This window comes from Stenotrophomonas sp. TWI273 (assembly GCF_039674765.1).
In the GTDB taxonomy this organism is placed as follows: domain Bacteria; phylum Pseudomonadota; class Gammaproteobacteria; order Xanthomonadales; family Xanthomonadaceae; genus Stenotrophomonas.
In genome coordinates this window covers 245,896-269,896 of sequence record NZ_JBDJOA010000006.1, presented here as the reverse complement: position 1 = coordinate 269,896, position 24,001 = coordinate 245,896, and the positions used below count along the sequence as shown (strand labels likewise).

At 68.6% G+C, this 24,001-nt stretch carries 20 protein-coding genes and 1 other RNA gene; 7 read left to right on the top strand and 14 right to left on the bottom strand.

Annotated elements, in window-relative coordinates:
* Positions 1 to 22: 22 nt before the first annotated feature.
* From murG to mraZ, 9 genes are read right to left on the bottom strand one after another with little or no spacing between them, the layout of a single operon-like run.
* Positions 23 to 1,117 (bottom strand): undecaprenyldiphospho-muramoylpentapeptide beta-N-acetylglucosaminyltransferase, encoded by a 1,095-nt coding sequence (murG, locus tag ABE571_RS10995; RefSeq protein WP_346493709.1) that lies wholly within the window; start codon positions 1,115 to 1,117, stop codon positions 23 to 25.
* Positions 1,114 to 2,442, bottom strand: coding sequence for a putative lipid II flippase FtsW (gene ftsW, locus ABE571_RS10990; RefSeq protein ID WP_070471723.1), 1,329 nt, complete (start codon positions 2,440 to 2,442; stop codon positions 1,114 to 1,116). The genes murG and ftsW overlap by 4 nt, the downstream gene beginning before the upstream one ends.
* Positions 2,442 to 3,527 carry a phospho-N-acetylmuramoyl-pentapeptide-transferase gene (gene mraY / locus ABE571_RS10985; RefSeq protein ID WP_088433957.1) on the bottom strand — a complete coding sequence of 362 codons (1,086 nt, stop codon included), beginning with the start codon at positions 3,525 to 3,527 and terminating at the stop codon, positions 2,442 to 2,444. The genes ftsW and mraY overlap by 1 nt, the downstream gene beginning before the upstream one ends.
* The gene (gene murF, locus ABE571_RS10980; protein WP_313219983.1) at positions 3,517 to 4,911 is read right to left on the bottom strand and encodes a UDP-N-acetylmuramoyl-tripeptide--D-alanyl-D-alanine ligase; all 1,395 of its coding nucleotides are present in this window, start codon (positions 4,909 to 4,911) and stop codon (positions 3,517 to 3,519) included. The genes mraY and murF overlap by 11 nt, the downstream gene beginning before the upstream one ends.
* Positions 4,908 to 6,389, bottom strand: a complete 1,482-nt coding sequence (locus ABE571_RS10975) for a UDP-N-acetylmuramoyl-L-alanyl-D-glutamate--2,6-diaminopimelate ligase (protein WP_313210235.1) — start codon at positions 6,387 to 6,389, stop codon at positions 4,908 to 4,910. The genes murF and ABE571_RS10975 overlap by 4 nt, the downstream gene beginning before the upstream one ends.
* Positions 6,386 to 8,230 (bottom strand): penicillin-binding transpeptidase domain-containing protein, encoded by a 1,845-nt coding sequence (locus tag ABE571_RS10970; RefSeq protein WP_121042695.1) that lies wholly within the window; start codon positions 8,228 to 8,230, stop codon positions 6,386 to 6,388. The genes ABE571_RS10975 and ABE571_RS10970 overlap by 4 nt, the downstream gene beginning before the upstream one ends.
* The gene (ftsL, locus tag ABE571_RS10965; protein ID WP_019182492.1) at positions 8,227 to 8,490 is read right to left on the bottom strand and encodes a cell division protein FtsL; all 264 of its coding nucleotides are present in this window, start codon (positions 8,488 to 8,490) and stop codon (positions 8,227 to 8,229) included. Before ftsL ends, ABE571_RS10970 begins: the two co-directional genes overlap by 4 nt.
* Complete coding sequence (gene rsmH / locus ABE571_RS10960) at positions 8,487 to 9,455, bottom strand: 16S rRNA (cytosine(1402)-N(4))-methyltransferase RsmH (protein WP_346493708.1); 969 nt, start codon at positions 9,453 to 9,455, stop codon at positions 8,487 to 8,489. Before rsmH ends, ftsL begins: the two co-directional genes overlap by 4 nt.
* Before the next feature lie 14 nt (positions 9,456 to 9,469).
* Entirely contained in the window at positions 9,470 to 9,916 is a 447-nt protein-coding gene (mraZ, locus tag ABE571_RS10955; RefSeq protein ID WP_019182494.1) for a division/cell wall cluster transcriptional repressor MraZ, read from the bottom strand.
* Positions 9,917 to 10,240: 324 nt separating this feature from the next.
* Between mraZ and ABE571_RS10950 the strand changes: the two genes are divergently transcribed.
* From ABE571_RS10950 to rnpB, 3 genes are all read left to right on the top strand, one after another.
* Positions 10,241 to 11,017 carry an NRDE family protein gene (locus ABE571_RS10950; RefSeq protein WP_346493707.1) on the top strand — a complete coding sequence of 259 codons (777 nt, stop codon included), beginning with the start codon at positions 10,241 to 10,243 and terminating at the stop codon, positions 11,015 to 11,017.
* Between the two features lie 237 nt (positions 11,018 to 11,254).
* A complete protein-coding gene (locus ABE571_RS10945) occupies positions 11,255 to 11,734 on the top strand; it encodes a DM13 domain-containing protein (protein WP_313210244.1) in 480 nt (159 codons plus the stop codon).
* 44 nt (positions 11,735 to 11,778) lie between these two features.
* Positions 11,779 to 12,129: RNase P RNA component class A (rnpB, locus tag ABE571_RS10940), an RNA gene on the top strand.
* 365 nt (positions 12,130 to 12,494) lie between these two features.
* Here the strand turns inward: rnpB and rsmI are convergent.
* Positions 12,495 to 13,316, bottom strand: coding sequence for a 16S rRNA (cytidine(1402)-2'-O)-methyltransferase (rsmI, locus tag ABE571_RS10935; protein ID WP_313219986.1), 822 nt, complete (start codon positions 13,314 to 13,316; stop codon positions 12,495 to 12,497).
* A gap of 79 nt (positions 13,317 to 13,395) precedes the next feature.
* Between rsmI and ABE571_RS10930 the strand changes: the two genes are divergently transcribed.
* The 4 genes from ABE571_RS10930 to ABE571_RS10915 are packed head-to-tail and all read left to right on the top strand — an operon-like array spanning position 13,396 to position 17,421.
* Complete coding sequence (locus ABE571_RS10930) at positions 13,396 to 15,117, top strand: penicillin-binding protein activator (protein WP_313210249.1); 1,722 nt, start codon at positions 13,396 to 13,398, stop codon at positions 15,115 to 15,117.
* A complete protein-coding gene (locus ABE571_RS10925; RefSeq protein WP_313210251.1) occupies positions 15,066 to 15,491 on the top strand; it encodes a YraN family protein in 426 nt (141 codons plus the stop codon). The genes ABE571_RS10930 and ABE571_RS10925 overlap by 52 nt, the downstream gene beginning before the upstream one ends.
* Positions 15,491 to 16,030 (top strand): metal-dependent hydrolase, encoded by a 540-nt coding sequence (locus tag ABE571_RS10920; protein ID WP_346481783.1) that lies wholly within the window; start codon positions 15,491 to 15,493, stop codon positions 16,028 to 16,030. Before ABE571_RS10925 ends, ABE571_RS10920 begins: the two co-directional genes overlap by 1 nt.
* Positions 16,030 to 17,421: an FAD-linked oxidase C-terminal domain-containing protein gene (locus ABE571_RS10915; RefSeq protein ID WP_346493706.1), complete on the top strand. Its 1,392-nt coding sequence runs from the start codon at positions 16,030 to 16,032 to the stop codon at positions 17,419 to 17,421. The genes ABE571_RS10920 and ABE571_RS10915 overlap by 1 nt, the downstream gene beginning before the upstream one ends.
* 48 nt (positions 17,422 to 17,469) lie before the next feature.
* Here the strand turns inward: ABE571_RS10915 and ABE571_RS10910 are convergent, their stop codons facing one another.
* From ABE571_RS10910 to ABE571_RS10895, 4 genes are all read right to left on the bottom strand, one after another.
* Positions 17,470 to 19,470: an acyltransferase family protein gene (locus ABE571_RS10910; protein ID WP_346493705.1), complete on the bottom strand. Its 2,001-nt coding sequence runs from the start codon at positions 19,468 to 19,470 to the stop codon at positions 17,470 to 17,472.
* Positions 19,471 to 19,671: 201 nt separating this feature from the next.
* On the bottom strand, positions 19,672 to 20,859 hold the full coding sequence (locus ABE571_RS10905) for a hypothetical protein (RefSeq protein WP_346493704.1): 1,188 nt from the start codon (positions 20,857 to 20,859) through the stop codon (positions 19,672 to 19,674).
* 35 nt (positions 20,860 to 20,894) lie between these two features.
* On the bottom strand, positions 20,895 to 23,366 hold the full coding sequence (locus tag ABE571_RS10900; protein ID WP_346493703.1) for a TcfC E-set like domain-containing protein: 2,472 nt from the start codon (positions 23,364 to 23,366) through the stop codon (positions 20,895 to 20,897).
* A gap of 92 nt (positions 23,367 to 23,458) precedes the next feature.
* On the bottom strand, positions 23,459 to 23,962 hold the full coding sequence (locus ABE571_RS10895; protein WP_346493702.1) for a CS1 type fimbrial major subunit: 504 nt from the start codon (positions 23,960 to 23,962) through the stop codon (positions 23,459 to 23,461).
* Between the last annotated feature and the right edge of the window lie 39 nt (positions 23,963 to 24,001).

Here is a 24,001-nt window from a genome sequence, read left to right as displayed (position 1 = left end):
AGGCTGGCGCGCGTAGCGGTGTTCATTTGGATTCCTCGAGAATGATGTCGGCGATGCGCTCAGCGGCATCGACCTTGGCCAGGGCACGCGCGGCATTGGCCATCTGCATGCGTCGGGCGGAATTTTCGGACAAATCGCGCAACACGCCTTCCAGCTGCGTCGCCAGCGTTTCATCCTGCTTCAGCAACACAGCGGCGCCGCGCTCGACCAGATACTCCGCATTGCGGGTCTGGTGATCGTCGACGGCTGCGGCGAACGGCACCAGCACGCTGCCCACGCCGACCGCGCACAGCTCGGCCAAGGTGGAGGCGCCGGAGCGGCACACCACCAGATCGGCCCAGGCGAACGCCTCGGCCATATCGGCAATGAACGGTTCCACGCTTGCCTGCACGCTGGCATCGGCATACGCCTGCAGCGCCTCGGCATGCAGCTTCTCGCCGCTCTGGTGGCGCACCTGCACCTGCATGCCAGCGCCCAGCGCAGCCAGTGCCTTGGGCACCGCGTTGTTGAGCACGCGTGCCCCCTGGCTGCCACCGAGGACCAGCAGGCGCAGCGGGCCCTGACGGTTGGCCAGGCGCAGCTCGGGCGGCGTGATCGCGGCGATCTCGGCGCGCACCGGGTTGCCGACTGCTTCCTCACGCTTAGCGAAGCTGCCCGGGAAACCGGCCAGCACGCGGCGCGCGAAGCGCGACAGCACGCGGTTGGTCATGCCCGGTGCGCGGTTCTGTTCGTGCACCAGCAACGGCAGGCCATGCAGGCGCGCGGCGATACCGCCGGGGCCGGAGGCGAAGCCACCGAAGGCGATCACCGCCCGCGGCTGGCGATCGCGGATCAGGAAGCCGGCCGCGCGGATCGCGCGCAGCAGCCGCAGCGGTGCGCCGATCAGGGCCAGCTTGCCCTTGCCGCGCAGGCCACCGATGGCGAGCGTATCGATGTGGATATCGTGCTGCGGCACCAGGCGCGTTTCCATCGCGCCATCGGCACCGAGCCAGGTGACCGGCACGCCGCGTTCGCGCAGCACCTTGGCCACGGCCAGGCCGGGGAAGATGTGCCCACCGGTACCGCCGGCCATGATCATGACCGGGCGCTGGGACGGATCGAGGCGAGGCGTGCTCATCCCATCCTCCCCAGCGTCGGTTCGATGCGTTGCTGCATGCGGCTGGTGCCACGGGTGGCGCTGTCGCGCGGTGCGGCATCGCGGTTGCCGCTGTCCTGCATCGCCGCGGCGACCGCGCTGGCGCTGTCGGCCTTGGGCACGTCGCCCGGCAGCGGGCCTTCCTGGTCGGCGCCCATGCGCACGGCCTGGCGGCGCTCGGCGCGGTCCAGTTCATAGGAGACGCGCAGCAGCAGGCCCATCGCCACGCAGGTCATCAGCACACTCGAGCCGCCCGAGGAAATCAGCGGCAGGGTCAGGCCCTTGGTCGGCAGGATGCCGAGGTTGACCCCGATCGAGACGAAGCTCTGCATGCTGATCCACAGGCCGATGCCGAAGGCGATGTAGCCGGAGAAGTGGCGCTTCATTTCCACGCAGCGCATGCCCAGCCAGAAGGTGCGGCCGACCAGCAGCGCATACAGCGAAATGATCAGGCAGGTGCCAAGGAAGCCCAGCTCCTCGGCGGTGACCGAGAAGATGAAATCGGTATGCGCTTCGGGCAGGTAATAGAGCTTCTGCACCGAGTTGCCCAGGCCCACGCCGGTCCACTCGCCACGGCCCACGGCCATCAGCGCGTTGGACAGCTGGTAACCGTCGCCCTGCTGATCGGCCCACGGGTCCAGGAAGGAGGTGATGCGGCGCATGCGGTACGGTTCGATGATCGCCAGCGCGCTCATGCCGACCATGCCGATGATCACCGGCATGGACATGCGCGGCATGTTGACCCCGCCCAGCACCAGCATGCCGGCGGTGATCGCCAGCAGCAGCGTGGACGAGCCGAAGTCCGGCTGCAGCAGCAACAGCACCACCAGCGCGCCGGCCACGCCCAGCGGCTTGAGCATTGCCGGCCAGGTGGCGTTGACCTCATCGCGGAAGCGGACCAGGTAGCTGGACAGCCACACGATGTAGAGCACCTTCACCGCTTCGACGGTCTGGAACTTGGAAATACCCAGGTTGATCCAGCGGCGGGCACCGTTGACGCTGCTGCCCAGGCCCGGGATGAACACCACCACCAGCAGCGCGAAGCAACCCAGCAGCAGGATCTGGTTGTACTGCTCGATGCTCTTGAGCTCGGTGCGCATGGCGATGATTGCCAGGCCGATACCCACCGCCAGGAAGATCAGGTGGCGGTTGAGGTAATAGAACGGGCTGCTCATCAGCGCGATCGAGCTCGACGCGACCATCACCACGCCCAGCCCGGTGAGCGCGATGATCGCGCCCAGCAGCCACTTGTCGAAGTGGCCTCCGATGGCTTCAAGGCGGGTTGCCTGGCGCGACAGGTCGTTCATCAGCGGACCTTCAACGTGGCCAGGCCGATCAGCACCAGCACGACCGAGATGATCCAGAAGCGCACGATCACGCGCGGCTCCGGCCAGCCCTTCAGTTCGAAGTGATGGTGGATCGGTGCCATGCGGAATACGCGCTTGCCGGTCAGCTTGAACGAGGCGACCTGGATCATCACCGACAGCGTCTCGATCACGAACACGCCGCCCATCACCACCAGCACCAGCTCCTGGCGGGTGATCACCGCGATCGTGCCCAGCACCGCACCCAGCGCCAGCGCGCCGATGTCGCCCATGAAGACCATGGCCGGATAGGTGTTGAACCAGAGGAAGCCCAGGCCTGCGCCGGCGATCGCCGCGCAGATGATGACCAGCTCACCAGCGCCCGGAATCTGCGGGATCTGCAGGTAGCTGGAGAACACCACGTTGCCCGAGGCATAGGCGAACACGCCCAGGGCGCAGGCGACCAGCACCGTCGGCATGATCGCCAACCCGTCCAGGCCGTCGGTCAGGTTGACCGCGTTGGAGAATCCGACGATCCAGAAATACGCGATGGCCACGAAGCTGATGCCGGCCAGCGGCAGCGCGATCGATTTGAACATCGGGATGTAGAACGTCATCGCCGCCGGCACATCGGCGGTGTAGAACAGGAACAGACCGGCCGCCAGACCGAAGATCGACTGCAGCAGGTATTTCCAGCGCGACTTCAGGCCGTTCGGGTCGCGGCGGACGATCTTGATCCAGTCGTCGTACCAGCCGATCGCGCCAAAGCACAGCATCACCGCCAGCACCAGCCAGACGTAACGGTTGCGCAGGTCGGCCCACAGCAGCACCGACAGCGTGATCGTCAGCAGGATCAGCGAGCCGCCCATGGTCGGCGTGCCGGCCTTGGCGAAATGGGTCTGCGGACCATCCGTACGGATCGGCTGGCCGCCCTTGAACTGGGCCAGCTTGCGGATCATCGCCGGGCCGAGCCACAGCGACAGGAACAGGGCGGTCAGCGCCGCGAGGATGCCGCGCAGGGTCAGGTAGCCGAACAGCCCGAACAGGCTCTCCAACTGCTGCAGCCATCGGGCCAGTTCAAGCAACATTGGGGGTTTCCTCTCCTTGCGCGAGCAGCGCTTTGACGATCGTGTCCATGGCGCTGCCACGCGAGCCCTTGACCAGGCAGCGCACGCCGGCATGCAGTTCGGTGGCGAGCGCGGCGGCCAGGGCCTGGTGACTCTGGAACTGTTGGCCGCCTTCACCGAAGGCGGTCGAGGCGGCGGCGCTCAGCGGGCCGAGCGTGTACAGCCGCTTCAGGCCGGCATCGCGGGCGCGGCGGCCAGCCTGGGCATGCAGCGCCTCGCCGTCCGGGCCGAGCTCGCGCATGTCGCCCAGTACCAGCCAGCCCTCGTCCTTCGAGGCAGCCAGGGCATCGATGGCGGCGGCGAGCGAACCCGGGTTGGCGTTGTAACTGTCATCGATCAGCACCGCGCCGCTGGGCAGCTGGTGCGCGATCTGGCGGCCCGGCACCGGCTCGGCGCGGGCCAGGCCGGCAGCGATCTGCGCCACCGCAATGCCCGCGGCCAGCGCCAGCGAGGCGGCGGCCAGCGCATTGCTGATGTTGTGCCGGCCCGGCAGGCCCAGCGTGATCTCGGCGTCGCCCGCGGGCGTGGACAGCACGAACTGGCTGCCCTGCGCGGCCGGGCGGATCGCACGCGCGGTGACATCGGCGGTGTGCTCCAGGCCGTAGCGCAGCACGCGGCAACGCGGCGGCTGGCCGACGATGTGCTGTTCGAACCAGATCCCGAAGGCGTCATCGGCATTGATCACGGCCACGCCATCGGACGGCAGCGCCGCGTAGATCGCGCCCTTGGTGGTGGCCACGCCCTGCAGGCTGCCCATGCGTTCCAGATGCGCCGGGGCGATGTTGTTCACCAGCGCGTAGTGCGGGCGCACGATCTCGGTGAGGTAGGCGATGTCGCCCGGCTTGCCGGCGCCCATCTCGTAGACGGCGTAGTCGGCATCTTCCGGCGCATCGAGCACTGCCAGCGGCAGGCCGATCTCGTTGTTGCGGTTGCCGGGGTTGGCGTAGACCACCTTGCGGTCGTCACGTGCCACCTGTTCCAGGATCGCCAGCAGCAGGCTCTTGACGCTGGTCTTGCCGTTGCTGCCGGTGATGGCGAAGACCGCGGTGTCGCGGTCACGCTGCATGCCGGCGGCGATGCGGCCCAGGGCGTGTTCGCTGTCGGCGACCACGATCTGCGGCAGGGCGACATCAAGCAGGCGTTCGACCAGCATCGCCGAGGCACCGCGTGCCAGCGCGTCGGCCGCGAAGTCATGGCCATCGAAACGCTCGCCCCGCAGCGCCACATACAGGCTGCCGGGCGCGAGCGTACGGGTGTCATTGCTGATGGCATCGATGGCGGTGTCTTCGCCATGGATCTCGCCACCGGCCCAGTGGGCGATCAGCGACAGCGGGGTGCGCTTCATGTAGTCACCCCCGCGCGCGCGGCCAGCACACGGCCGGCCACCTCGGTGTCATCGAAGGCGTGCTGGACCCCGTGGATCTCCTGATAGGGCTCGTGGCCCTTGCCGGCGATCAGCACGATATCGCCCGCGCCGGCCTGGCCGATCGCGGTGGCAATCGCGGCGGCGCGGTCGCGCTGCACAGTGACGGCAGCGGGTGCGTCAAATCCCTTGAGGATGTCGGCCACGATCACGTCGCCGTCTTCGCCGCGTGGATTGTCGTCGGTGACGATCACCACGTCGGCATGTTGCTCCGCGATGGCGGCCATCTGCGGGCGCTTGCCGGTATCGCGCTCGCCGCCGCAGCCGAACACGCAGATCAGGCGCCCGGCCAGATGGCCCTGCACGCTGGTCAGTGCCTGTTCCAGCGCATCCGGGGTGTGCGCGTAATCGACCACGACGGTGGGCAGGCCACCCTCGCCGCCCAGGCGGTTCATGCGCCCGGCGATCGGCTGCAGCTGCGAGAGCAGCGCGGCGATCGCGGCCGGGGCGTGATCCAGCGCATGCAGCGCACCGGCCACGGCCAGCAGGTTGTCCACGTTGAAGCGGCCGAGCAGCGGCGACTGCACCGGATGGCGCTGACCGTCCACGACCAGATCGAAGGCGATGCCGCGACCGTCCAGGGTGAGCGAATCAGCGCGTACGGTGGCCTGCGCGGCACCGCGCGAGCTCACGCCGATCGGGCGGACGCTCTCACCGACAGTGCGCAGCAGTTCGCTGCCGAAGCTGTCATCGAGGTTGACCACGGCGGCCTTGAGCCCGTCGCGGTGGAACAGCCTGGCCTTGGCCGCGCCGTACTGCGCCATGTCGCCGTGATAGTCGAGATGGTCGCGGGTGAGATTGGTGAACACCGCCACGTCGTAATGCACGGCATCCACGCGGCCCTGATCAAGCGCGTGCGAGCTGACTTCCATCGCCACGGCCTGGGCACCCCCGTCGCGCAGCTGCGCCAGCACCTCATGCATCTGCAGCACCAGCGGCGTGGTGAAGCCGGTCGGCACCACGTCGCCATACAGTCCGACGCCCAACGTGCCGATACTGCCGCTGCGGGTGCCGAGCAGGTGCCAGGCCTGGGCCAGCAACTGCACGGTGGACGTTTTACCGTTGGTGCCGGTCACGCCGACCATCGTCATCGCGCGCGAGGGGTGGCCGTGGAACTGATCGGCCATCGCGCCCATGCGGTGGCGCAGGCCCGGCACGGCAATCGCATCGGCCGGGGCCGGCAGCTCGGCCGGGGCCGGCGGGTCGAACAGGATCGCCCCGGCGCCATTGGCGCGGGCCTGATCGACAAAGCCCAGCCCGTGCGCGCCGAAGCCGGCGATCGCCACGAAGGCATTGCCCGGGCGCACCGCGCGGCTGTCCAGCACCAGGCCGGTGATGGTCGGGTCGTGGCTCAGCACCACATCGGGAAGCAACTGCGACAGCAACATCATCTGGCTCATTGCGTGCCTCCCTGCGCGGGCGGCACTGTGGCGTGCGCGCTGGGCAGCGCGGCATCGAATTCTGCGGCGGCATCGGGCGCGATCACCGTTTCCGGCGGCGGCATCGGCAGCACCGAGGCCGAGTGGCCCATCTTTCCGGACTGCTGGGCGGCCAGCCACGACTCGATGTCATCCGGCGGCACGTCCATCAGGCGCAGCGCGCCTTCCATGACGTTGTGGAACACCGGTGCGGAGACCAGGCCGCCGTAATACTTGCCGCCCTGCGGGTCGTTGATGACGATCACCGTGGCGAAGCGCGGGTTGGTGGCGGGCACCACGCCGGCGAACAGCGCGTTGTAATGGCCACGCTCGTAACCGCCGGGGCCGGCCTTGCGGGCGGTGCCGGTCTTGCCGGCCACGTGGTAACCCAGCACCGCCGCCTGCTTGGCGCCGCCCTGGGTGACCACGGTTTCCATCATCGCCACGACTTCCTTGGCGATCTTCTCGTCGATGATCTGCTTGCCTTCGTTGCGCTGGCCCTTGACGAAGGTCGGCGCGATCAGCTTGCCGCCGTTGCCCAGCGCCGAGTAGGCGGTCGCGATCTGCAGCGGGCTGACATTCAGGCCGTAGCCATAGGACATGGTGGTCTTGGACGGACCACTCCAGCGCGCCGGGCGCGGCAGCACGCCGGCCGATTCGCCCGGGAAGCCGCTGTGCGGGGCGACGCCATAACCGAAGCTGTGAATGTGGTCGTAGAAGACCTGGTCCGGCATCTTGGCGGCGATCTTGGCCGCGCCGATGTTCGAGCTGCGGGTGATCACGCCGGTGACGTTGAGCACGCCGTTGTTCCGCGGCACGTCCTTGATCGTGTAGCGGCCCAGCGCCATGTAGCCCGGGTTGGTGTCCACCGTGGTGTCTTTGGTGACCACGCCGGACTGCAGCGCCGAGGCGATGGTCAGCGGCTTCATGGTCGAACCCGGCTCGACCAGATCGGTCACCGCGCGGTTGCGGCGGGTGTCCGGCGCAGCGCCACCCACGGCATTGGGGTTGTAGGTCGGCAGGTTGACCATGGCCAGGATCTCGCCGGTGGCAACATCCATTATCACCATCGAGCCGCCCGCGGCCTTGTTCTCGATCAGCGCGTTGCGCAGCTCCTTGAAGGCCAGGAACTGGATGCGGCGGTCGATGCTGAGGGTGAGGTCCTTGCCCGGCTCGGCGGCGCGCAGCAGATCGCTCTCCACCGTGTCGCCCTTGCGGTTGCGGATCACGCGCTTGGCGCCGGCCTTGCCGCGCAGCCATTCGTCGAAGGCCAGCTCCAGCCCTTCCTGGCCGCGGTCGTCGATGTTGGTGAAGCCGAGCACGTGCGCCATCGCCTCACCCTGCGGGTAGAAGCGGCGGAACTCGCGCTGCGAGGCCACGCCCGGGATCTTCATCGCGACCACTTTTTCCGCGTCGTCCGGATTGATCCGGCGGCGCAGATACATGAATTCTTTATCGGCCTTCTGCGAGAGCTTGGAGGTCAGCTCATCCAGCGGCATGCCCAGCGCGGTCGCCAGCTCGGGGATACGGTCGGGCGAGCGCAGCAGTTCCTGCGGGTTGACCCAGATCGAGGCGACCGGGGTGGACACCGCGACCGGCTCGCCATTGCGGTCGGTGATCATGCCGCGCGAGGTGTTGATCGGCAGTTCGCGCAGGTAACGGGCTTCGCCCTGGCGCTGGTAGAACTCGCTGTTGATGATCTGCACGTAGGCGGCGCGGCCGACCAGCGAGACCGAGCACAGGCCCAGCGCCAGCCCCACCCACTTCAGGCGCTGGCGGAGGTTGAAGCTGTTGCGCGCACGGTTGCGGCCGGACTTGTTCATGGCCGGATCACCACGACGTCGGCCGCTTCGGGGAACTTCATGCCCAGGCGCTCGCGGGCGACGCGGTCGACCCGGGTCGCCTCGGCCAGGGTGGCCTGCTCAAGCTGCAGGCGACCGAACTCGATGTTGATCTCATCGCGCGCACGCTCGACCCGGGACAGCTCCACGAAGGTCTGGCGGTGGCGATGGCGCATGAACACCACACCGATCGCCGAGGCGACGGTGCAGGCCAGCAGCACGATCAACAGCAGGCGGCTCATCCAGCCACCTCACGCTTTTCGGCGACGCGCAGCACGGCACTGCGCGAGCGCGGATTGACCGCCAGCTCGTCGTCTTCGGCCTTGATGGCGCCACCGTGCAGGTCCAGCGTCGGCACGAAGGCAGCCAGCTCGGGCAACCGGCGGTTGCTCGGCGGTGCCTTGGCGTAGCGGTTCATGAACTGTTTGACGATGCGGTCTTCCAGCGAATGGAAGCTGATCACCGCCAGCCGGCCACCGGGCTTGAGCCGCGCCATCGCCGCGTCCAGGCCCGCCTCGAGGTCGGCCAGTTCGCGGTTGATATGGATGCGGATCGCCTGGAAGCTGCGCGTGGCCGGGTGGATCTTGTCCTTGCCACGCGGCATCACCGAGGCGATCACCTCCGCCAGCTCGGCGGTGCGGGTGAAGGGTTGCTTGTCGCGGCGGGCGACGATGGCCTTGGCGATGCGGCGGCCCTGGCGTTCTTCGCCGTAGGTCCACAGCACGTCCATCAGCTCGCGCTCTTCAACGCGGTTGAGCCACTGCGCCGCACTTTCACCGCTGTCCGGGTCCATGCGCATGTCCAGCGGGCCGTCCTTGCCGAAGCTGAAACCGCGCTCGGCGACATCCAGCTGGGGCGAGGACACGCCCAGGTCGAACAGCACGCCATCCAGGCCCTGTGCGGTGGCATCCCAGTGCAGCAGATCAGCAAAGCTGCCACGGAAGATCGAGACGCGCGGGTCCGGCGCGAAATCACGCTCGGCTACCGCAATCGCCTCCGGATCCTTGTCCATGACCAGCAGTCGGCCTCCCGGACCGAGTTGCTCGAGCACGCCCCTGGCGTGACCGCCACGACCGAACGTGCCATCGAGATACACGCCGTTTTCGATCACCTTCAGGCCATCCAGGACCTGCGTGTACAGGACCGGCAGGTGGCCTGCCGGCGACTGCGACACCGGAAGGTGACCGGCCTGCGCTGCTCCGCGCATCCGGGCACCCCGGCTCACAACTTCAGGTCGAGCAACCCATCGCCGAGATCCTCGTCAGACAACGTCTGCTGGATCAACGCGCGATGAGCCTGCTCGCTCCACAATTCGAATTTGTCGCCCATACCGAGCAGCACCGCCTTCTTTTCAATGCCAACGGCACCACGGTGGCTGGCGGGAATACTGATGCGGCCGTTGCCGTCCAGCTCCAGATGCGCGGCCGAACCGACCAGCTTCTGTTGCAGGAGGCGCACGACGCGCTGCGTGTTGGGCTTGGACATGACGTCATCACGGACGCGCTCCCATTCCTGTTCGGCGTACAGCCACAGACAGCCGGACTCGAACGGGTTGTAGGTCAGGACCAGACGGTTGTTGCTCACACGCGCGACAAGGTCGCGATGCGCGGTCGGAACCGCCATGCGCCCTTTGTCGTCAACAGTGATGGCCGTCTCGCCTTGAAACACGACGTTTTCACCTTTCCTTCGCCTGGTGAAACATTGAACCACGAAAAACCACAAAAAACCCGGTTTCCCCTCTGATGCCCACCTTAGCAGTGCCGATTGGGTTGTCAACAACTTTGCGAAGGCGAAATCACTTTGAACATCAAGGGCTTGCAGCGATCTTTAGAGACTTGTTCAAGGCTTATCCACAAGTTGCTGTTTCGTCTCATTTTTTGAGATTTCGCCGAAGTTCAGGCCTGTGGAGGCCGCGTGAAACATCGCCCCGTATTCAGTCCTGACCCGGCCGCCATCGCCTTCGCCCTGCGCAGAACCGGCACAATGTGAGGCATGTGTCTGCTCGCCCTTGCCTGGAAAACCCACCCCCGCTGGCAGTTGGTGATGGTCGGTAACCGCGATGAGTTCCACGCGCGGCCGACCGCCGCCCTGGCCCGGTGGCCCGCGCCGGATGACGGGGTGGCCGCAGGCCGCGACCTGCGCTCGGGCGGGACCTGGGCCGGGATCGGTGCGGACGGACGGATGGCGGTGGTGACCAACGTGCGCGACCCGCTGGCCCGGCAGACCGGCCCCTCACGCGGGGCCCTGGTAGCCGACTACCTGCGTGACACCGCCCCGGCCGCCCGCTTCGCCGATGGGCTGACCGCCCGCGCCGCCGACTTCGCCCCGTTCAACCTGCTGCTGGCCGATCGCGACAGCTGCCAGTTCCTGGGCAACCACCCGGCGGGCCGGCAGGCGTTGGCGCCCGGCGTACATGGCATGTCCAACGGGCCGCTGGATGCCCCGTGGCCCAAGACGGAGCGCTTGAACGCCGCCCTGCAGGGCTGGATCACCAGCGGCAGCGACGACCTGGGCCCGCTGTGGGCGGCGCTGGCCGATGAAACCCGGGCCGACGACAGCGCCCTGCCCGACACCGGCATCGGCCTGGAACGCGAGCGCTGGCTGAGCGCAGCGTTCATCCGCAGCCCGGAGTACGGCACCCGCGCCAGCACGCTGATCGCCCTGGATGCCGACGGCCAGGGCTTCATCCACGAGCGCCGGTTCGGGCCGGACGGCAGCTGCATCGGCGAGACGCGGCTGGCGGTTACGGCGCCGGCTGCGGGGATATGACGCGACGAGCCCGTTTTCGCCGGTGTGCGACGGGGCACTTCAGCCGCGATTGAAGGTGTTCACCGAAGTTTAACGCGTTGCGCCGCAACGGATTTCAGGCCATGACGCCGGGCTGGACCCGGGCGGGCGCCGGCCACGGCCGGCGCCGGCATCGGCCGTGGCTTGACCCCGGACACCCCGCGACGAGGATGAGGCGGACGGCACCTTCGCCGCGCCCTCTTCGGACCCGAGACCTGCATGCGACGCATCCTCTTTCTATTGGCCAGCCATCTGCTGGTCCTTGGCGTGGGCTTCGGCCTGGGCGTGTACTTCCTGCCGATCCTGACCGCCCCCGACGATCCGCCGGTGCAACAGGTACAGGACGCGATGGGACAGGCCCGCTACCACGCCACCTTCCACCGCGACCAGAAAGGCAGCGACGCGCTGCACTGGGCCGACGGCGCACTGAGCGTGAGCGCCACCCAGGTCGCGTTCACCGGCAAGATCGCCCCGGGGCCCGACTACAAGGTGTATCTGACCCGCGAGTTCGTCGATACCAAGGCCGGCTTTGAACGGATCAAGACCGATGCCGTGCGGATCGGCGAGGTGAAGACCTTCAACCGATTCCTGGTCGATGTGCCACCGGGCGTGGATGTCGAGGAATTCACCACCGTGGTGGTGTGGTGCGAACGCTTCGCGCAGTTCATCTCGGCCGGGCAGTATCGAACACCGGGGTGATCGCCCGCCCTCCGCATGCCGGGATGTGGGACAATGCGCGCGGCGGAGTCGGCCAGACAGTCGCGTCATCCCTTGCGGATGCCGAGGAAAGTCCGGGCTCCATAGGGCAAGGTGCCAGGTAACGCCTGGGCGGCGCAAGCCGACGGAAAGTGCAACAGAAAGATACCGCCTACGTTTCCTTCGGGAAGCCGGTAAGGGTGAAATGGTGCGGTAAGAGCGCACCGCGAGTCTGGCAACAGACCGGCACGGCAAACCCCACCTGGAGCAAGACCAAATAGGGACCTAATGGCGTGGCCCGCGTCGGGTCCGGGTAGGTTGCTTGAGCGCTGCGGTGACGTAGCGCCTAGAGGAATGACTGTCCACGACAAAACCCGGCTTATCGGCCGGCTCCGCCGCTTTTTTCGTCATGACGAAAAAAGCCCCAAGGTTTGCAGCGCACACCTTGGGCCCCGGGCCACCAGCGCCCAATTCCCCGCGGCTGTCGCCGCGCCCCCTTTACTAAAGGGGGCTGTGCCTCCAGACGGTTGGCGTGGGGCGGCATTCAATCTGCACGCGCGGTAGAGCCACCCCATGGGTGGCTGCCTCACGTTCTGGCACCGCGTGCAGCCACCCATGGGGTGGCTCTACCTTCTCTGGCACCGCGTGCAGCCACCCATGGGGTGGCTCTACCTTCTTTGGCACCGCGTGCAGCCACCCATGGGGTGGCTCTACCTTCTTTGGCACCGCGTGCAGCCACCCGTGGGGTGGCGCGACCGGCCGATCAACCGCCGTACAGGGCTTTTCTGGGGGCACCGGTGAGTTCGGCGGCGAGCTTGGCTGCGGTGGACGGCGGGAGGTGTTCGCTGAGCTTGGCGTACATGCGGCGGCCGGCGGCCAACTGAGCCTCCTCATCGTCGGCCGCGCCCTGCACCATCACCACGAATTCGCCCTTGCGCTGGTTGTCGTCGGCTTCCACCTGCTGCAGCAGCGAGGCCAGATCACCATCCAGCACGGTCTCAAACAGCTTGGTCAGCTCACGCGCCAGCACCGCGGGCCGCTCGGGCCCGAACGCGGCGACCATGTCCGCCAGCGATTCGGTGATCCGGTGCGAGGATTCGTAGAACACCAGCGTGCGGGTTTCACCGGCCAGCGCATGGAGCCGCTCGCGGCGGCCGGAGGCCTTGGCCGGCAGGAAACCCTCGAAGGTGAAGCGATCGCTGGGCAGGCCGGCCACGCTGAGCGCCGCGATCGCCGCACAGGCACCGGGAATCGGGCTGACCTTGATCCCGGCTTCGCGCGCGGCGCGCACCAGCCGGTAGCCCGGGTCGCTGACCAGCGGGGTACCGGCATCACTGACCAGTGCCAGCGACTCCCCGGCCAACAGGCGCGCCACGATCCGCTGCGACAACGCTTCTTCATTGTGGTCATGCAGCGCCACCAACGGCTGCTGGATGCCGAAGTGGGCCAGCAGCTGGCCGCTGCGGCGGGTGTCCTCGGCGCAGATCGCGGCCACCGAACGCAGCACGTCCTGCGCGCGCGGTGTCAGATCGGCGAGGTTGCCGATCGGGGTGGCAACGACATACAGCGTGGGGACAGCACTCATCAGCGGCTCTTCCGTGGTCAAGGGTAGAATCGTACCGTTCCCCGGCCACGGCCGCTGCCCCCATCGAATGGACCTGATCATGAACAAGCCCGTCGTACGGATCTCCGCCCTTTCGTTGTCGCTGATGCTGCTTGCCGGCTGCGCCACGACCAGCTTCACCAGTGCGCCGGATTCGCCGGCCCAGAGCCAGGCCCTGGCGCTGATCGAGCAGGGCAAGCCGCGCGATGCGGCGGTCCAGCTGGAAGCCCTGGCCAACACCCTGCGCGGCAGTGCCCGCAGCGCCGCCCTGGCCGATGCCGCCTTTGCCTGGCACGAAGCCGGCGATGCCACCCGCGCCCGCACGCTGCTGGCCCAGGTCACTGCGCGCCAGCTCAGTGGCGCCAGCCTCCAGCGCTACCAGCTGACCACGGCCGAACTCGCGCTGGCCGACAAGCAGCCGGCCCAGGCGCTGGCCGCACTGAAAGAATCGGCCGACGCGGTCACCCCCTCGCTGCGTACCCGCTGGCAGTTGGCGCGCGCCAACGCACTGCAGGCCACCGGCGACAACCTCGGCGCCGCGCTTGAGCGCGCCCGTGCGCACGCCGCGCTCTCCGGCAAGGCGCGCAGCGACAACCAGCAGGCCATCGCCGGCCTGCTCGGCACGCTGGACGATGCCACCCTGCGCGCCCGCGCGGCGGCACTGCCGGCCAACGAGCCGCTGTACAACTTCGCCGGCCGTGCGCTGATCGCCCGGGGCCTGCCGCTGCCGCGTCCGTTCGATCGCGAAGGCGCCTCGCAGTTCGATACCAGCAAGCGCCCGCCGGCGATGAGCGATGGCTATCGTCCGCCCGTGAAGATGGCCGTGCTGCTGCCGCTCAGTGGCCGCCTGGCCACCGCCGCGCAGCCGGTCCGCGATGGCCTGCTCAGCGGTTACTACGGTGAAACCCGCCGCCGTCCGGACATCCAGTTCATCGACACCGCCGGTACCGCCGCCGGTGCCGTGGCCGCCTACGACAAGGCGGTGACCGCCGGTGCCGATTTCATCGTCGGCCCGCTCGGCCGCGATGAAGTGGATGCCGTGTTCGGCCGCCGCGAACTGCCGGTGCCGGTGCTGGCCCTGAACCGCGGCAAGGACACCCCGCCGGCGGGCAGCGCCGGTTTCTCGCTGGCCCCGGAAGACGACGGCATCATCGCCGCCGAGTACCTGCGCGGACGTGAGCGCAGCAAGGTGCTGGTGATCCACAGCAATGATGACAACGGCCGCCGTGCCGCCGCCGCCTTCCGTGAGCGCTTCGCGCAGCGCGGTGGTCAGGTGGTGGCCACCATCGGCGTCAGCGACACGGTCGGCGACATTGGCGCGCAGGTGCGTGCGGCCGGCGCCATCGACGGTGTGTTGCTGGCAGTGAAGGCGCCGCAGGCGCGTGCACTGACCCCGCAGCTGGCGCTGGCCGGTGCCGGTGGCGCCAGCCGCGTCGGCACCTCGCAGCTGACCGTCGGTGCCGGCAAGCCGGAAGAAGACATGGCGCTGGACGGCATCGTCTATCCGAACGAAGCCTGGAACGTGCGTGGCGTGCCCGGCCTGCCGGCGGCCTCCACGGCCGGGCAGATCCTGCCCTCGGCGCGTGGTGCCTCCGGTCGCCTGTTCGCGTTCGGTTTCGATGCCTGGAAGATCAGCGCCTACCTGGACAAGGTCGCGACGGAAGGCGGCCTGGCCGGCGCCACCGGCACCCTGTTCCTGGACAGCAACGGCAACGTACTGCGGGTGCCGGCATGGTCGACCTTCAGCGGTGGCCGGCCGATGCCGATCGCCAGCAGCAACTGAGCCACGTGCCCACCGGGCGCGCGGTACGCGGTGCGGCGGTGGAAGCCGCCGCACAGCACCATCTTCGTGAGGCCGGGCTGCGTCCGGTCACCACCAACGCGCGGTATCGCCGGGGCGAGATCGACCTGATCATGCGCGACGGCGATGTCGTCGTGTTCGTGGAAGTGCGCTACCGCGCCACTGCCCGCTTCGGCGGCGGCGCGGCTTCGGTGGACCTGCGCAAGCGACGCAAGCTGGTGATCGCCGCGCAGCTGTTTCTGCAGTCCCATCCCTGGCTGGCCGAGCAGCCCTGCCGCTTCGACGTGGTTGAAGCCAGTGGCGAGCCCCCGCAGCTGAACTGGCTGCGCGACGCGTTCCGGCTGGACGACTGCTGATGCCCTCCATCTTCACCCACGCCGCCATTCCGCTGGCGCTGTGGTGCGCCGCGGATCGCGGTCGCATCGCCGCGCCGTTGCTGGCCGCGGGCGTGGTCGCGGCGATGCTGCCCGACGCGGATGTGCTGGCCTTCGCGCTGCACATTCCCTATGCCGACAGCTTCGGCCACCGCGGGGCCAGTCATTCGATCGTGTTTGCCGCGGTGCTGGCCGTGCTCGCTGCCCTGCTGCATACGCGCCTGCGCGCCAGTGCAGTGCAGGCCGCCGCATTCGTTGGCATCAGTGCCCTGTCGCACCCGCTGCTGGACGCGTTCACCTCCGGCGGTCTCGGGGTTGCCCTGTGGTGGCCATGGAGTGGCGAGCGGTTGTTCGCGCCGTGGCGCCCGATCCGCGTATCGCCGTTCGCCGGGCAGTTCTTCAGCGCGCGCGGGCTGGCCACCGTTGTGTCTGAACTGCGTTGGGTGTGGTTGCCGCTGGCCGCCGCCGTGATCGGCTGGAGGCTGATCCAACGCGCCCCTGTGAATTCCCGGAACGCCTGATGTCGCCCCCCCCCGCCCTGCCCGCCGCCTTCCTGTCCACCGTGCATGCCCTGCTGGGCGACGACGGGTGGCGCACCGATGACGCGGCACTGGCCGCCCATGCGCAGGACAACTCCTGGCGCAGCCAGCTGCCGCTCGGCGTGGCGTTTCCGCGTGACCGCGAGCAGGTGGTGGCGCTGGTCCGCGCCTGCCGCACGCACCACGTGGCCCTGGTGGCGCGCGGCGCGGGCACCGGCACCACCGGCGCGGCGGTGCCGGTCAACGGCAGCATCGTGCTGTCGTTCGCGCGCATGGCGCGCATCCTCGACATCCAGCCCGGCAACCGCTGCGCGGTGGTCGAACCGGGCGTGCTCAACGGCGACCTGCAGCAGGCGCTGATGCCGCACGGCCTGTTCTGGGCACCGGACCCGTCCAGCGCCGACATCTGCAGCATCGGCGGCAACCTGGCGTGCAATGCCGGTGGCCCGCGCGCGGTGAAGTACGGCACCAGCCGCGACAACGTGCTCGGCCTGGTGGCGGTCACCGGCGCAGGCGACCTCATCCACTGCGGCGGCGCTTACACCAAAGACGCCACCGGCTACGACCTCACCCACCTGCTGGTCGGCAGCGAAGGCACGCTGGCGCTGATCGTGGAAGCCACGCTCAAGCTCACCCCGCTGCCGGTCGCCCAGGCCGGGTTGCGCGTGCTGTACCGCGATGCCGATGCCGCCGCCGCAGCCGTGTCGCGCCTGATGGCGCAACCGGTGGTGCCCACGCGGCTGGAATTCATGGACGCGCGCAGCCTGGCGCTGCTGCGTCGCAATGGCGCCGACGTGCCCGAGGCCGGCGCGATGCTGCTGGTGGAAGCCGACGGCGACCACGACACGCTGCCCTACCTGCTGCAGGCACTGGCCACCGCCGCCGAGGGCGACGGCCTGCTGGCGCTGGACGTGGCGATGGAAGGGGCCGCACGCGAGAAACTCTGGGCCGCGCGCAAGGCGCTGTCGCCTGCGCTGCGCAGCATCGCCCCGGGCAAGATCAACGAAGACGTGGTGGTGCCGGTGTCGCGTATTCCGGACCTGGTGGCCGGCGTGCAGGCGCTGGCGCGCGAGTACACGCTGACCATCGTCACCTTCGGCCATGCCGGCAACGGCAACCTGCACGTCAACATCCTGTACCACCCCGACGACGCCGACGAGAACGCGCGCGCGCATGCCGCGCTGCCGAAGATCTTTGAACTGACCTTGGCACTCGGCGGCACGTTGTCCGGCGAGCATGGCATCGGATTGGCCAAGCGCGATTTCATGGCCCAGGCCTTCTCCCCCGCCACGCTGGCGGCGATGCGGGCGATCAAGCACGCGCTGGATCCGGACGGCATCCTCAACCCGGGCAAGGTGCTGCCGCCGGGGTGATGCGGGTTCATGCCGCGGGCGCGGATGGCAGCCGGATGGCGCCCCGCTCTACGGCAGCCGGGCAGAGCCCGGCTCTACGGTGCGTGGTGCGCGCTGGGTGATGTCGATCAGCGTGGTGCGGAAATCCGGCAGCAGTACGCGGTTGCCGTGACCGCTCAGGTGATCGTTGTCGAAGAACAGCGGCTGGTCACCGTCCATGGCCGAACACGTCTGCGCGCCACACAACAGCGGTAGCGGATCCCAGACGTGCAACGACGGATAGCGGTCGCTCAGCGCGGCCAGCAGTTCCAGCTGCGGTGCACGCAGCAGCTCCAGGTCGGCGCGCGCCATGTCCAGCCCGCCGGCGCAGGCTGGATTCATCCGGTTGAATCTGTCCGTGCAGCGATACGCCCCCGCCTTGAACAGCGGCAACGGCGCATCCACCACCACGTGCACGCCCAGCCGCTGCAGCCTGTCCAGCACCCGCTCCGCCTCGGCGCGCGCAGCGGCGGCATCGGACGGCGTGCGCTCTGCCAGCATCTGCTGGAACACCACCGCATCGCCATTGCCCCAGTCGCGGCCGCGCAGCTCGGGCATGCGCAGCGATGCCAGCAGCACGATGTCGCCCGGTCGCGCCTGCGCCTCGATGCGGGACAGCGCCCGCTCGGCGAAGGACCGGCAGTCGGCCGGGGCCGCGCGCAGCAGATTGACGATGCCGCACCCACCCTGATCGTCCTGGCGCACCTCCATGCCGGTCTGCCGCGCCACCATCGACGTCAGGGTGCGATACGCGGCGGCATGCGAGTCACCGGCGACGAACAGGCGGCGGCCGGCCAGCCCGGGCGCGTCCACCGGGTCAAGCGGCCGCCATGCAGGGTACTTGCGTGCCTGCCACGCGTCGCCGTCGCGGGTGCTGCTGAGCGATATCTGCTCGTGGAAGTTCACCATGCTCCAGGCCAGCAACGCGGCGCCGGCCACCACCGGCACCGCCATCGCGAGCACCCTGGCGGGGGCCTTTGCAGCCAGCGCGGGGGCGCGGCGCAGCGGCACTTCCACCCAGCGGTAGGACGCCGAGGCCACCAGCAGAAGCAGGATCGGGTACAGCCACAGCGCTGCCCCCTGAAGGCCGTAGGTCCAACGCAGCAGGACCAGCAGGGGCCAATGCCAGAGGTAGAGCGAGTACGAGATGCGGCCCAGGTAGGTCAGCGGCCCCCATGACAGCAACCGCGCGTACCCGGTCGTGGCGGCACCCTCTGCAGACACCGCGGCAAGCAGCAGCAGCGCGCCGATCACCGTGAGGGCCACCCCCGGGAAGGGCAGCGGCAGCGACGGTGCCAGCACCACGCCTGCGCCCAACAGCGCCCCCCCTGGCCATGCCAGCCGACGTCCGCGCGGCGCACCGCCACGGGCCGTCATCCATTGATACAGCAGCGCGCCAGCGGCCAGTTCCCAGAGGCGCGCGGGCAGCAGATAGAAGGCAGTGGTGGGCGCAACGCGGCTTTGCCATGCCGCCAACACCAGAGACACCAGCGACACGACCGGAAGCAGCCAGCGCAACGAAGGGAAGCGCTGGCGACCGCGCATCCAGACGATGAACAGCACGGGAAAGACCAGGTAGAACTGTTCCTCCACGCCCAATGTCCAGGTATGCAGGAACGGATTGAGGTCTGCACCGGGCGAGAAGTAGCTGTCCTGTTGCCCCGCCAGCACGATATTGCTCAGGCCAAGCAGCGCGGCCATGCCGGTCTGGTCGAACTGTTCATTGCGCCATGCCCGCGGAATCAGCAACGCCGACAGCACGAACGTGACCACCAGCATCAGCAGCAGCGCGGGCAACAGGCGCAGCACGCGGCGACGATAGAAATCGAGCAGCAACGTACCCGGTGGCGTGTCACCCCGTGCCGCCAGGGACTGGCTGATCACGAAGCCTGAAATGACGAAGAACAGATCCACACCGGTGAAGCCGCCCGGCAGCAGCGGGGCATCGACATGGAAGACGATGACGGCCAGCACGGCGAGCGCGCGCATGCCGTCAATGGCGGGATTGTGGGAGCATCCAAGCGTGCGCATGTGGGCAGCCGAGGTGAGGTGACCCACAGCATCACGGTAAGGGGGGATGCGCTTCAAAGGGCAAACGCGACAGCGCGCGCCGTCGTTTCGCTGCGGTATGGGTTGGCCTGCGGCTGCGTATTCGCAGGCCCTATCTAAACCTCCCTGCCCATTGGCGGGAGGGCAGCGACCGAACGGGATGCAGCGGGTAGTGGGGTCGACTCAAGGATTCGCGTCGAACACCACGGTCATCTGCCCGTCCCAGCGCGAGCCGGGCAGCTGCACGATCGTCTCCACGGCGGCGCGGTTGGCCGTGAACCGCAGCGTCGAGCGGCGCTGCATCAGGTACCCCTCGGGGCTGAAGCGCGGCGCGAGCGCGTCGTCGGCCGATAGCGGCGTGTCCTGTGCGGGGCGTCCGTCCTTCAGATTGCGCATGCCCGGAATGGTCACGTCCACGTCCACGGGCACCACCACGTCATCGGCTGCATTGCGGATGCCACAGCCACTGCCGGCTGCATGTTCGCAGCGCAGCTTCATGCTGAAATCCATCGACGAGGTGAGGTGGAACGGCAGCGCCTGGCGCAGCCGTGCGGGCACCTTCCCATGGTTGATCCACTGCGACCAGCCGCCGTCCGGCACCAGTGGCACGCGCGGTGTTTCGCTGGAAAAGCGCACCTGGAAATCATGTATCACATCGAAGACGAAGTTCATCCGGATCGCCGTGGTGCCGGTGATGTTGTCGCCCAGGTCGATGTCGGCATCGGCGCCGCCGGTGGTCCAGGTTTCCTGCGCCGTATAGCGGCCATCCTGCAGGGTCATCGCATTGGGAAGTGCCACCTGAATGCCGATGCCGACGTTGCGGTAGGCGTAGGTCCGCCCGTCCCTTATACGATTGCTGTAGCACGCCTGCGGATTGCGCGGATCACGGACGCCCCAGCCGCCATTGGACCACCCCAACCCACCGGCACCCCGGATCGCGGTGCAGCCACCGCTGATGCCGTGGTACCACGGATCCGCCCCACGCCCGAAGTTCAATCGCAGGGAAATGGCGACAAAGCTGATCTCCGCGTCGAACGTACGCCCGGTGTTGACATCCTGCAACGTGATCGTGCGCGGCGCCGGAAAGCGCACATACGTCGTGTCGCGCTGCGCCGTGCCGGTCTGCGGGCCCGACTTGCGCCAGTACTCCCCTCCCCCCAGATCAAAGATGTAGGCCCCCTTCTGGGCACATTGCGTTGGCCGCCAATTGCAGAAGGCGCCGCGTGGCGTGGTGTTTTCGAATGCCGTATTGCCGGGGTTCAACGCGTTCGGCCTGAACTGGCCAGTGACGGTCACCCCGCGTACCTGGGCGGCCACCGGGGTGGCGTGCAGCGCGAACAGGACAAGCATCAGCAACGGGAGACATTTCATGGCAGCGACCTGCAGGTCTGGGGGAAAGGGGCGATTCACTGCACGGCAACCGGCGGCGGGCAGCGCACCCCGCCCACCATCAACAGGTCGCCTTCGCGCGGGTAGCTGGCCTGCTCCATCACCAGTTCACAGCGGGTGAGGTTGGGGTAGCGCAGTTCCACCACCGGCGCGCGTGCACTCAGTTCAAGGGTGAAGAATCCATCGTCCTGGCTCACGCTGCGCCCGGCGTGGTTGATCACCTGCACGCCACGCACCCCGCGGCCATCGGCATCCACGACCTGGCCCAATACGGTGAAGGTGCGCAGCACATCCACCGTGGCGTGCATCACCCCGCCCTTGTTGAGGTGGTAGTCGAGCGCGGCCGGCTGCAGGGTGGCCGCCGGGGCCGTGCGGCCGTCGAAATCGATCTGCACCTGGCCCGCGCGGTAGGCGCTGACCGGCACGAAGTTGCGGCCCGGCCGCAGCACCACGCTGCCGCTGCGGCTGTCGTCGGCGCGCAGAACGACATCGGGGACGTCGCTGCGCACGTCCACGATGATGCCGGTGTCCACCGCACCGCTGCGGCCCTGGCCAATGACCGCCACGTGGCCGCCGCCGAACGCCACGGTGCTGTCCAGGTTGGCACTGCCGCTCAGTTGGCCGCTGCCCGCCGCGCGGTACAGCTGCGCATCACCTTCCAGCACTGCATGCTGCAGGTAGGCACCGGCACCGGCGCCTACGCCGCCGCGGTCCGCACCCACGGTGCCGGTCACGCTGCGCAGCACCGGGCCATCCAGGTGCTGGCTGACGGTGGCGGCGAGGTACCCATCGCGCTGCCCGTTGTCCCCGGTTCGGCTGCCCAGGCTGCCACTGTAGTTGCGGCGATCACTGCCGAGCGCAAGGCTCACCGTCAGGTCGATGCCGCGTTGGCGGTGGTAGCCGGTATGGCGATTGCCCGGACGGTCGTGGGCGGATACGCGCCAGTTCACGTCATGTCGCCCGAACAGTGTTTCGCGGCGGCCGTAGGACACGTCGATGCCGGTGCCACGGGTGAATCCGCTCGAGCGCGCGATACGCACGCTGGCCGTATCGCGGTGGCTGAAACGGTGGGTGATCGACACCGCCGTGGTGTCCTGCCAGCCGCCCTGGCGTTCCCATCGCGGCGCGAGCCCGGCGCCTGGCGCCACGCGGTGGCGTTGTTCGGCCCAACTGCGCGCGTGACTGGCCACGACCGACCCGGCCCGGTAGCGATACAGGCCCTGCAGGTCCAGGCCGCGCCCCCTGTCTGTGGCGGTGTACAGGTTGGTGTAAGCACTCAGCGCACTGCTGGCCTGCCAGTCCATCGACAGCCCGGCCGCACGGCGTTGCCCGATCTGCTGCACGGTGGCACCGGCCACCGCACGCGGATGCACCAGGTAATTGACCACCGCGCCGGCGGCCACCTTGCCGCTGTCCGCATCGCTGCTGCTGCCGAGCAGGCCGCGCTGCTGGCCGGCGAACGCGCTGTAGCGCCAGCGCCGCGTCGGGTCGCGCCAGCGGCTGGGCTTGTGGATGGTGGCCGCCTCGCGCGAGGCTTCGCGTCCGTCCACCACCACGCGCAGGTCCACCTCGTAGATACCGCCCGGCAAGCGCCGTGTATCGATTTCCTGGATCCCCGGCCTGACGGCCTGGGTGGACAACAGCACGCCATCGCGCAGGACCTCCACCACCCCGTCGCGACTGGCGGTGACATGGACCGGGTACATGCTGGCGCTGCGGGTATCGGCCAGCAGGATGTCCGACGAGCCGACCATGACGCCCAACGCGGTGTCGTTCTGCGTACCGGGTGCGCGCGGCTGGCGGATCACGCCTTCGAAGGTGGGCAGGAAGTAGCCGGCGCGCACGAAGTGGTCGCCCAGCTCGCGTTGTGCGTACAACGCGCTGAGGTAGTGGTCGGCGCTGCCAGGCTGCGCGTGGTACTGGTAGCTGCCCAGCGTGCTCCAGCGCCCCAGGCTGCCACGCAGCTCGGCGCTGTAGCGGGTGGCCGTGGGCTGGTCCTGGCCCCCGTGCACGGCCAGGCTGTTGCGCAGGATCAGGCCGCGGCTGCCCCCCTCGGGCTGGGCAACGTGGCGGTCCTTGCCCCGCGCGCCGCCCGGCGTAAGCAGGCTGAGCAGCGAATTGGAGAGACTGTAATGCAGCGCCGACAGCCCGCGGCAGGCCTCGTGGCAGACGCCCAGTGGCAACGGTTCGGCCAGCTGCGTCGCCCAGCGTGCACGTTCACTGGGTGGCAGGCGGCTGTCATGGCTGTCGACGAAGTCCACCACCTGCACGCGGTTGTCGTCGTGCAGCACCACCTCGGCATCGCCGAGATACTGCCCGTCCAGCTCCACGCGGACCGTGAGCGGGGTGCCGAACAGATGCGCGCGGAACTCGGCCGGCATGCGCTCGCGCTGTTCCAGAAGGCTGGGCAGCTCATCCGGTGCCAGGCCCCCGGCCTGCGAGGACGCGGCAACGACAATGGCACCGATGGCGACGGTCAACCGGGCCAAGGGCGGGCATGCGCGAGGGCGCCTGGGAAACATGGTGCGTTCTCCGGCCTCCCTGCCGCATCCGTGGATGCGGCAGGGAGCGCCTGCGGGGCTCACGGATCGGCGATATCACTTTCGAAGATCATGTGGAACTGGCCGCCATAGCTGCCCTGTTTGTAGCCACCGGTCGGCACCGTCGGGGCGATGGCAAAGGCCAGCGATTTGCCAGCGGCCGCCTGCGCCGGGTTGGCGACGGTGAGCTTCACGCCGCCCGCAACCGGCACGGCCACGTTGTCCAGCTTCACCACCAGGTCCACGACATCGGCAGCCGACGCCATCTGCGCCGGGGCCGACAGGTAGGCGGTGATGGCGGCCGACGACTTGACGTTGATGACACGGCCGGTCAGTTCACCCAGTACCTGGCGCGCGGTATCCCACGGCAGGTTCTGCGGCAGGCCTTCCCAGCCATCGGGCGTGGATACCTGCAGACCGGCGGTGTTGGGCACGTCGGCCGTGACGTTCACGGTGATCGACTTGGTTTCGATGGCGGCGTGGCTCAGCGCCGGGGCCAGCAGCGCGGCGGCGGCGGCCGCCAACGCGTAGGTTTTCAAGGACATGGTGTTGCTCCAGGAAGAGTGGATGGATACAAGACGCCA

Coding starts and splice junctions, on each gene's coding strand:
- murG (WP_346493709.1), bottom strand. CDS start 1,117: ATGAGCACGCCTCGCCTCGATCCGTCCCAGCGCCCGGTCATGATCATG.
- ftsW (WP_070471723.1), bottom strand. CDS start 2,442: ATGAACGACCTGTCGCGCCAGGCAACCCGCCTTGAAGCCATCGGAGGC.
- mraY (WP_088433957.1), bottom strand. CDS start 3,527: ATGTTGCTTGAACTGGCCCGATGGCTGCAGCAGTTGGAGAGCCTGTTC.
- murF (WP_313219983.1), bottom strand. CDS start 4,911: ATGAAGCGCACCCCGCTGTCGCTGATCGCCCACTGGGCCGGTGGCGAG.
- ABE571_RS10975 (WP_313210235.1), bottom strand. CDS start 6,389: ATGAGCCAGATGATGTTGCTGTCGCAGTTGCTTCCCGATGTGGTGCTG.
- ABE571_RS10970 (WP_121042695.1), bottom strand. CDS start 8,230: ATGAACAAGTCCGGCCGCAACCGTGCGCGCAACAGCTTCAACCTCCGC.
- ftsL (WP_019182492.1), bottom strand. CDS start 8,490: ATGAGCCGCCTGCTGTTGATCGTGCTGCTGGCCTGCACCGTCGCCTCG.
- rsmH (WP_346493708.1), bottom strand. CDS start 9,455: ATGCGCGGAGCAGCGCAGGCCGGTCACCTTCCGGTGTCGCAGTCGCCG.
- ABE571_RS10950 (WP_346493707.1), top strand. CDS start 10,241: ATGTGTCTGCTCGCCCTTGCCTGGAAAACCCACCCCCGCTGGCAGTTG.
- ABE571_RS10945 (WP_313210244.1), top strand. CDS start 11,255: ATGCGACGCATCCTCTTTCTATTGGCCAGCCATCTGCTGGTCCTTGGC.
- rsmI (WP_313219986.1), bottom strand. CDS start 13,316: ATGAGTGCTGTCCCCACGCTGTATGTCGTTGCCACCCCGATCGGCAAC.
- ABE571_RS10930 (WP_313210249.1), top strand. CDS start 13,396: ATGAACAAGCCCGTCGTACGGATCTCCGCCCTTTCGTTGTCGCTGATG.
- ABE571_RS10925 (WP_313210251.1), top strand. CDS start 15,066: ATGGTCGACCTTCAGCGGTGGCCGGCCGATGCCGATCGCCAGCAGCAA.
- ABE571_RS10920 (WP_346481783.1), top strand. CDS start 15,491: ATGCCCTCCATCTTCACCCACGCCGCCATTCCGCTGGCGCTGTGGTGC.
- ABE571_RS10915 (WP_346493706.1), top strand. CDS start 16,030: ATGTCGCCCCCCCCCGCCCTGCCCGCCGCCTTCCTGTCCACCGTGCAT.
- ABE571_RS10910 (WP_346493705.1), bottom strand. CDS start 19,470: ATGCGCACGCTTGGATGCTCCCACAATCCCGCCATTGACGGCATGCGC.
- ABE571_RS10905 (WP_346493704.1), bottom strand. CDS start 20,859: ATGAAATGTCTCCCGTTGCTGATGCTTGTCCTGTTCGCGCTGCACGCC.
- ABE571_RS10895 (WP_346493702.1), bottom strand. CDS start 23,962: ATGTCCTTGAAAACCTACGCGTTGGCGGCCGCCGCCGCCGCGCTGCTG.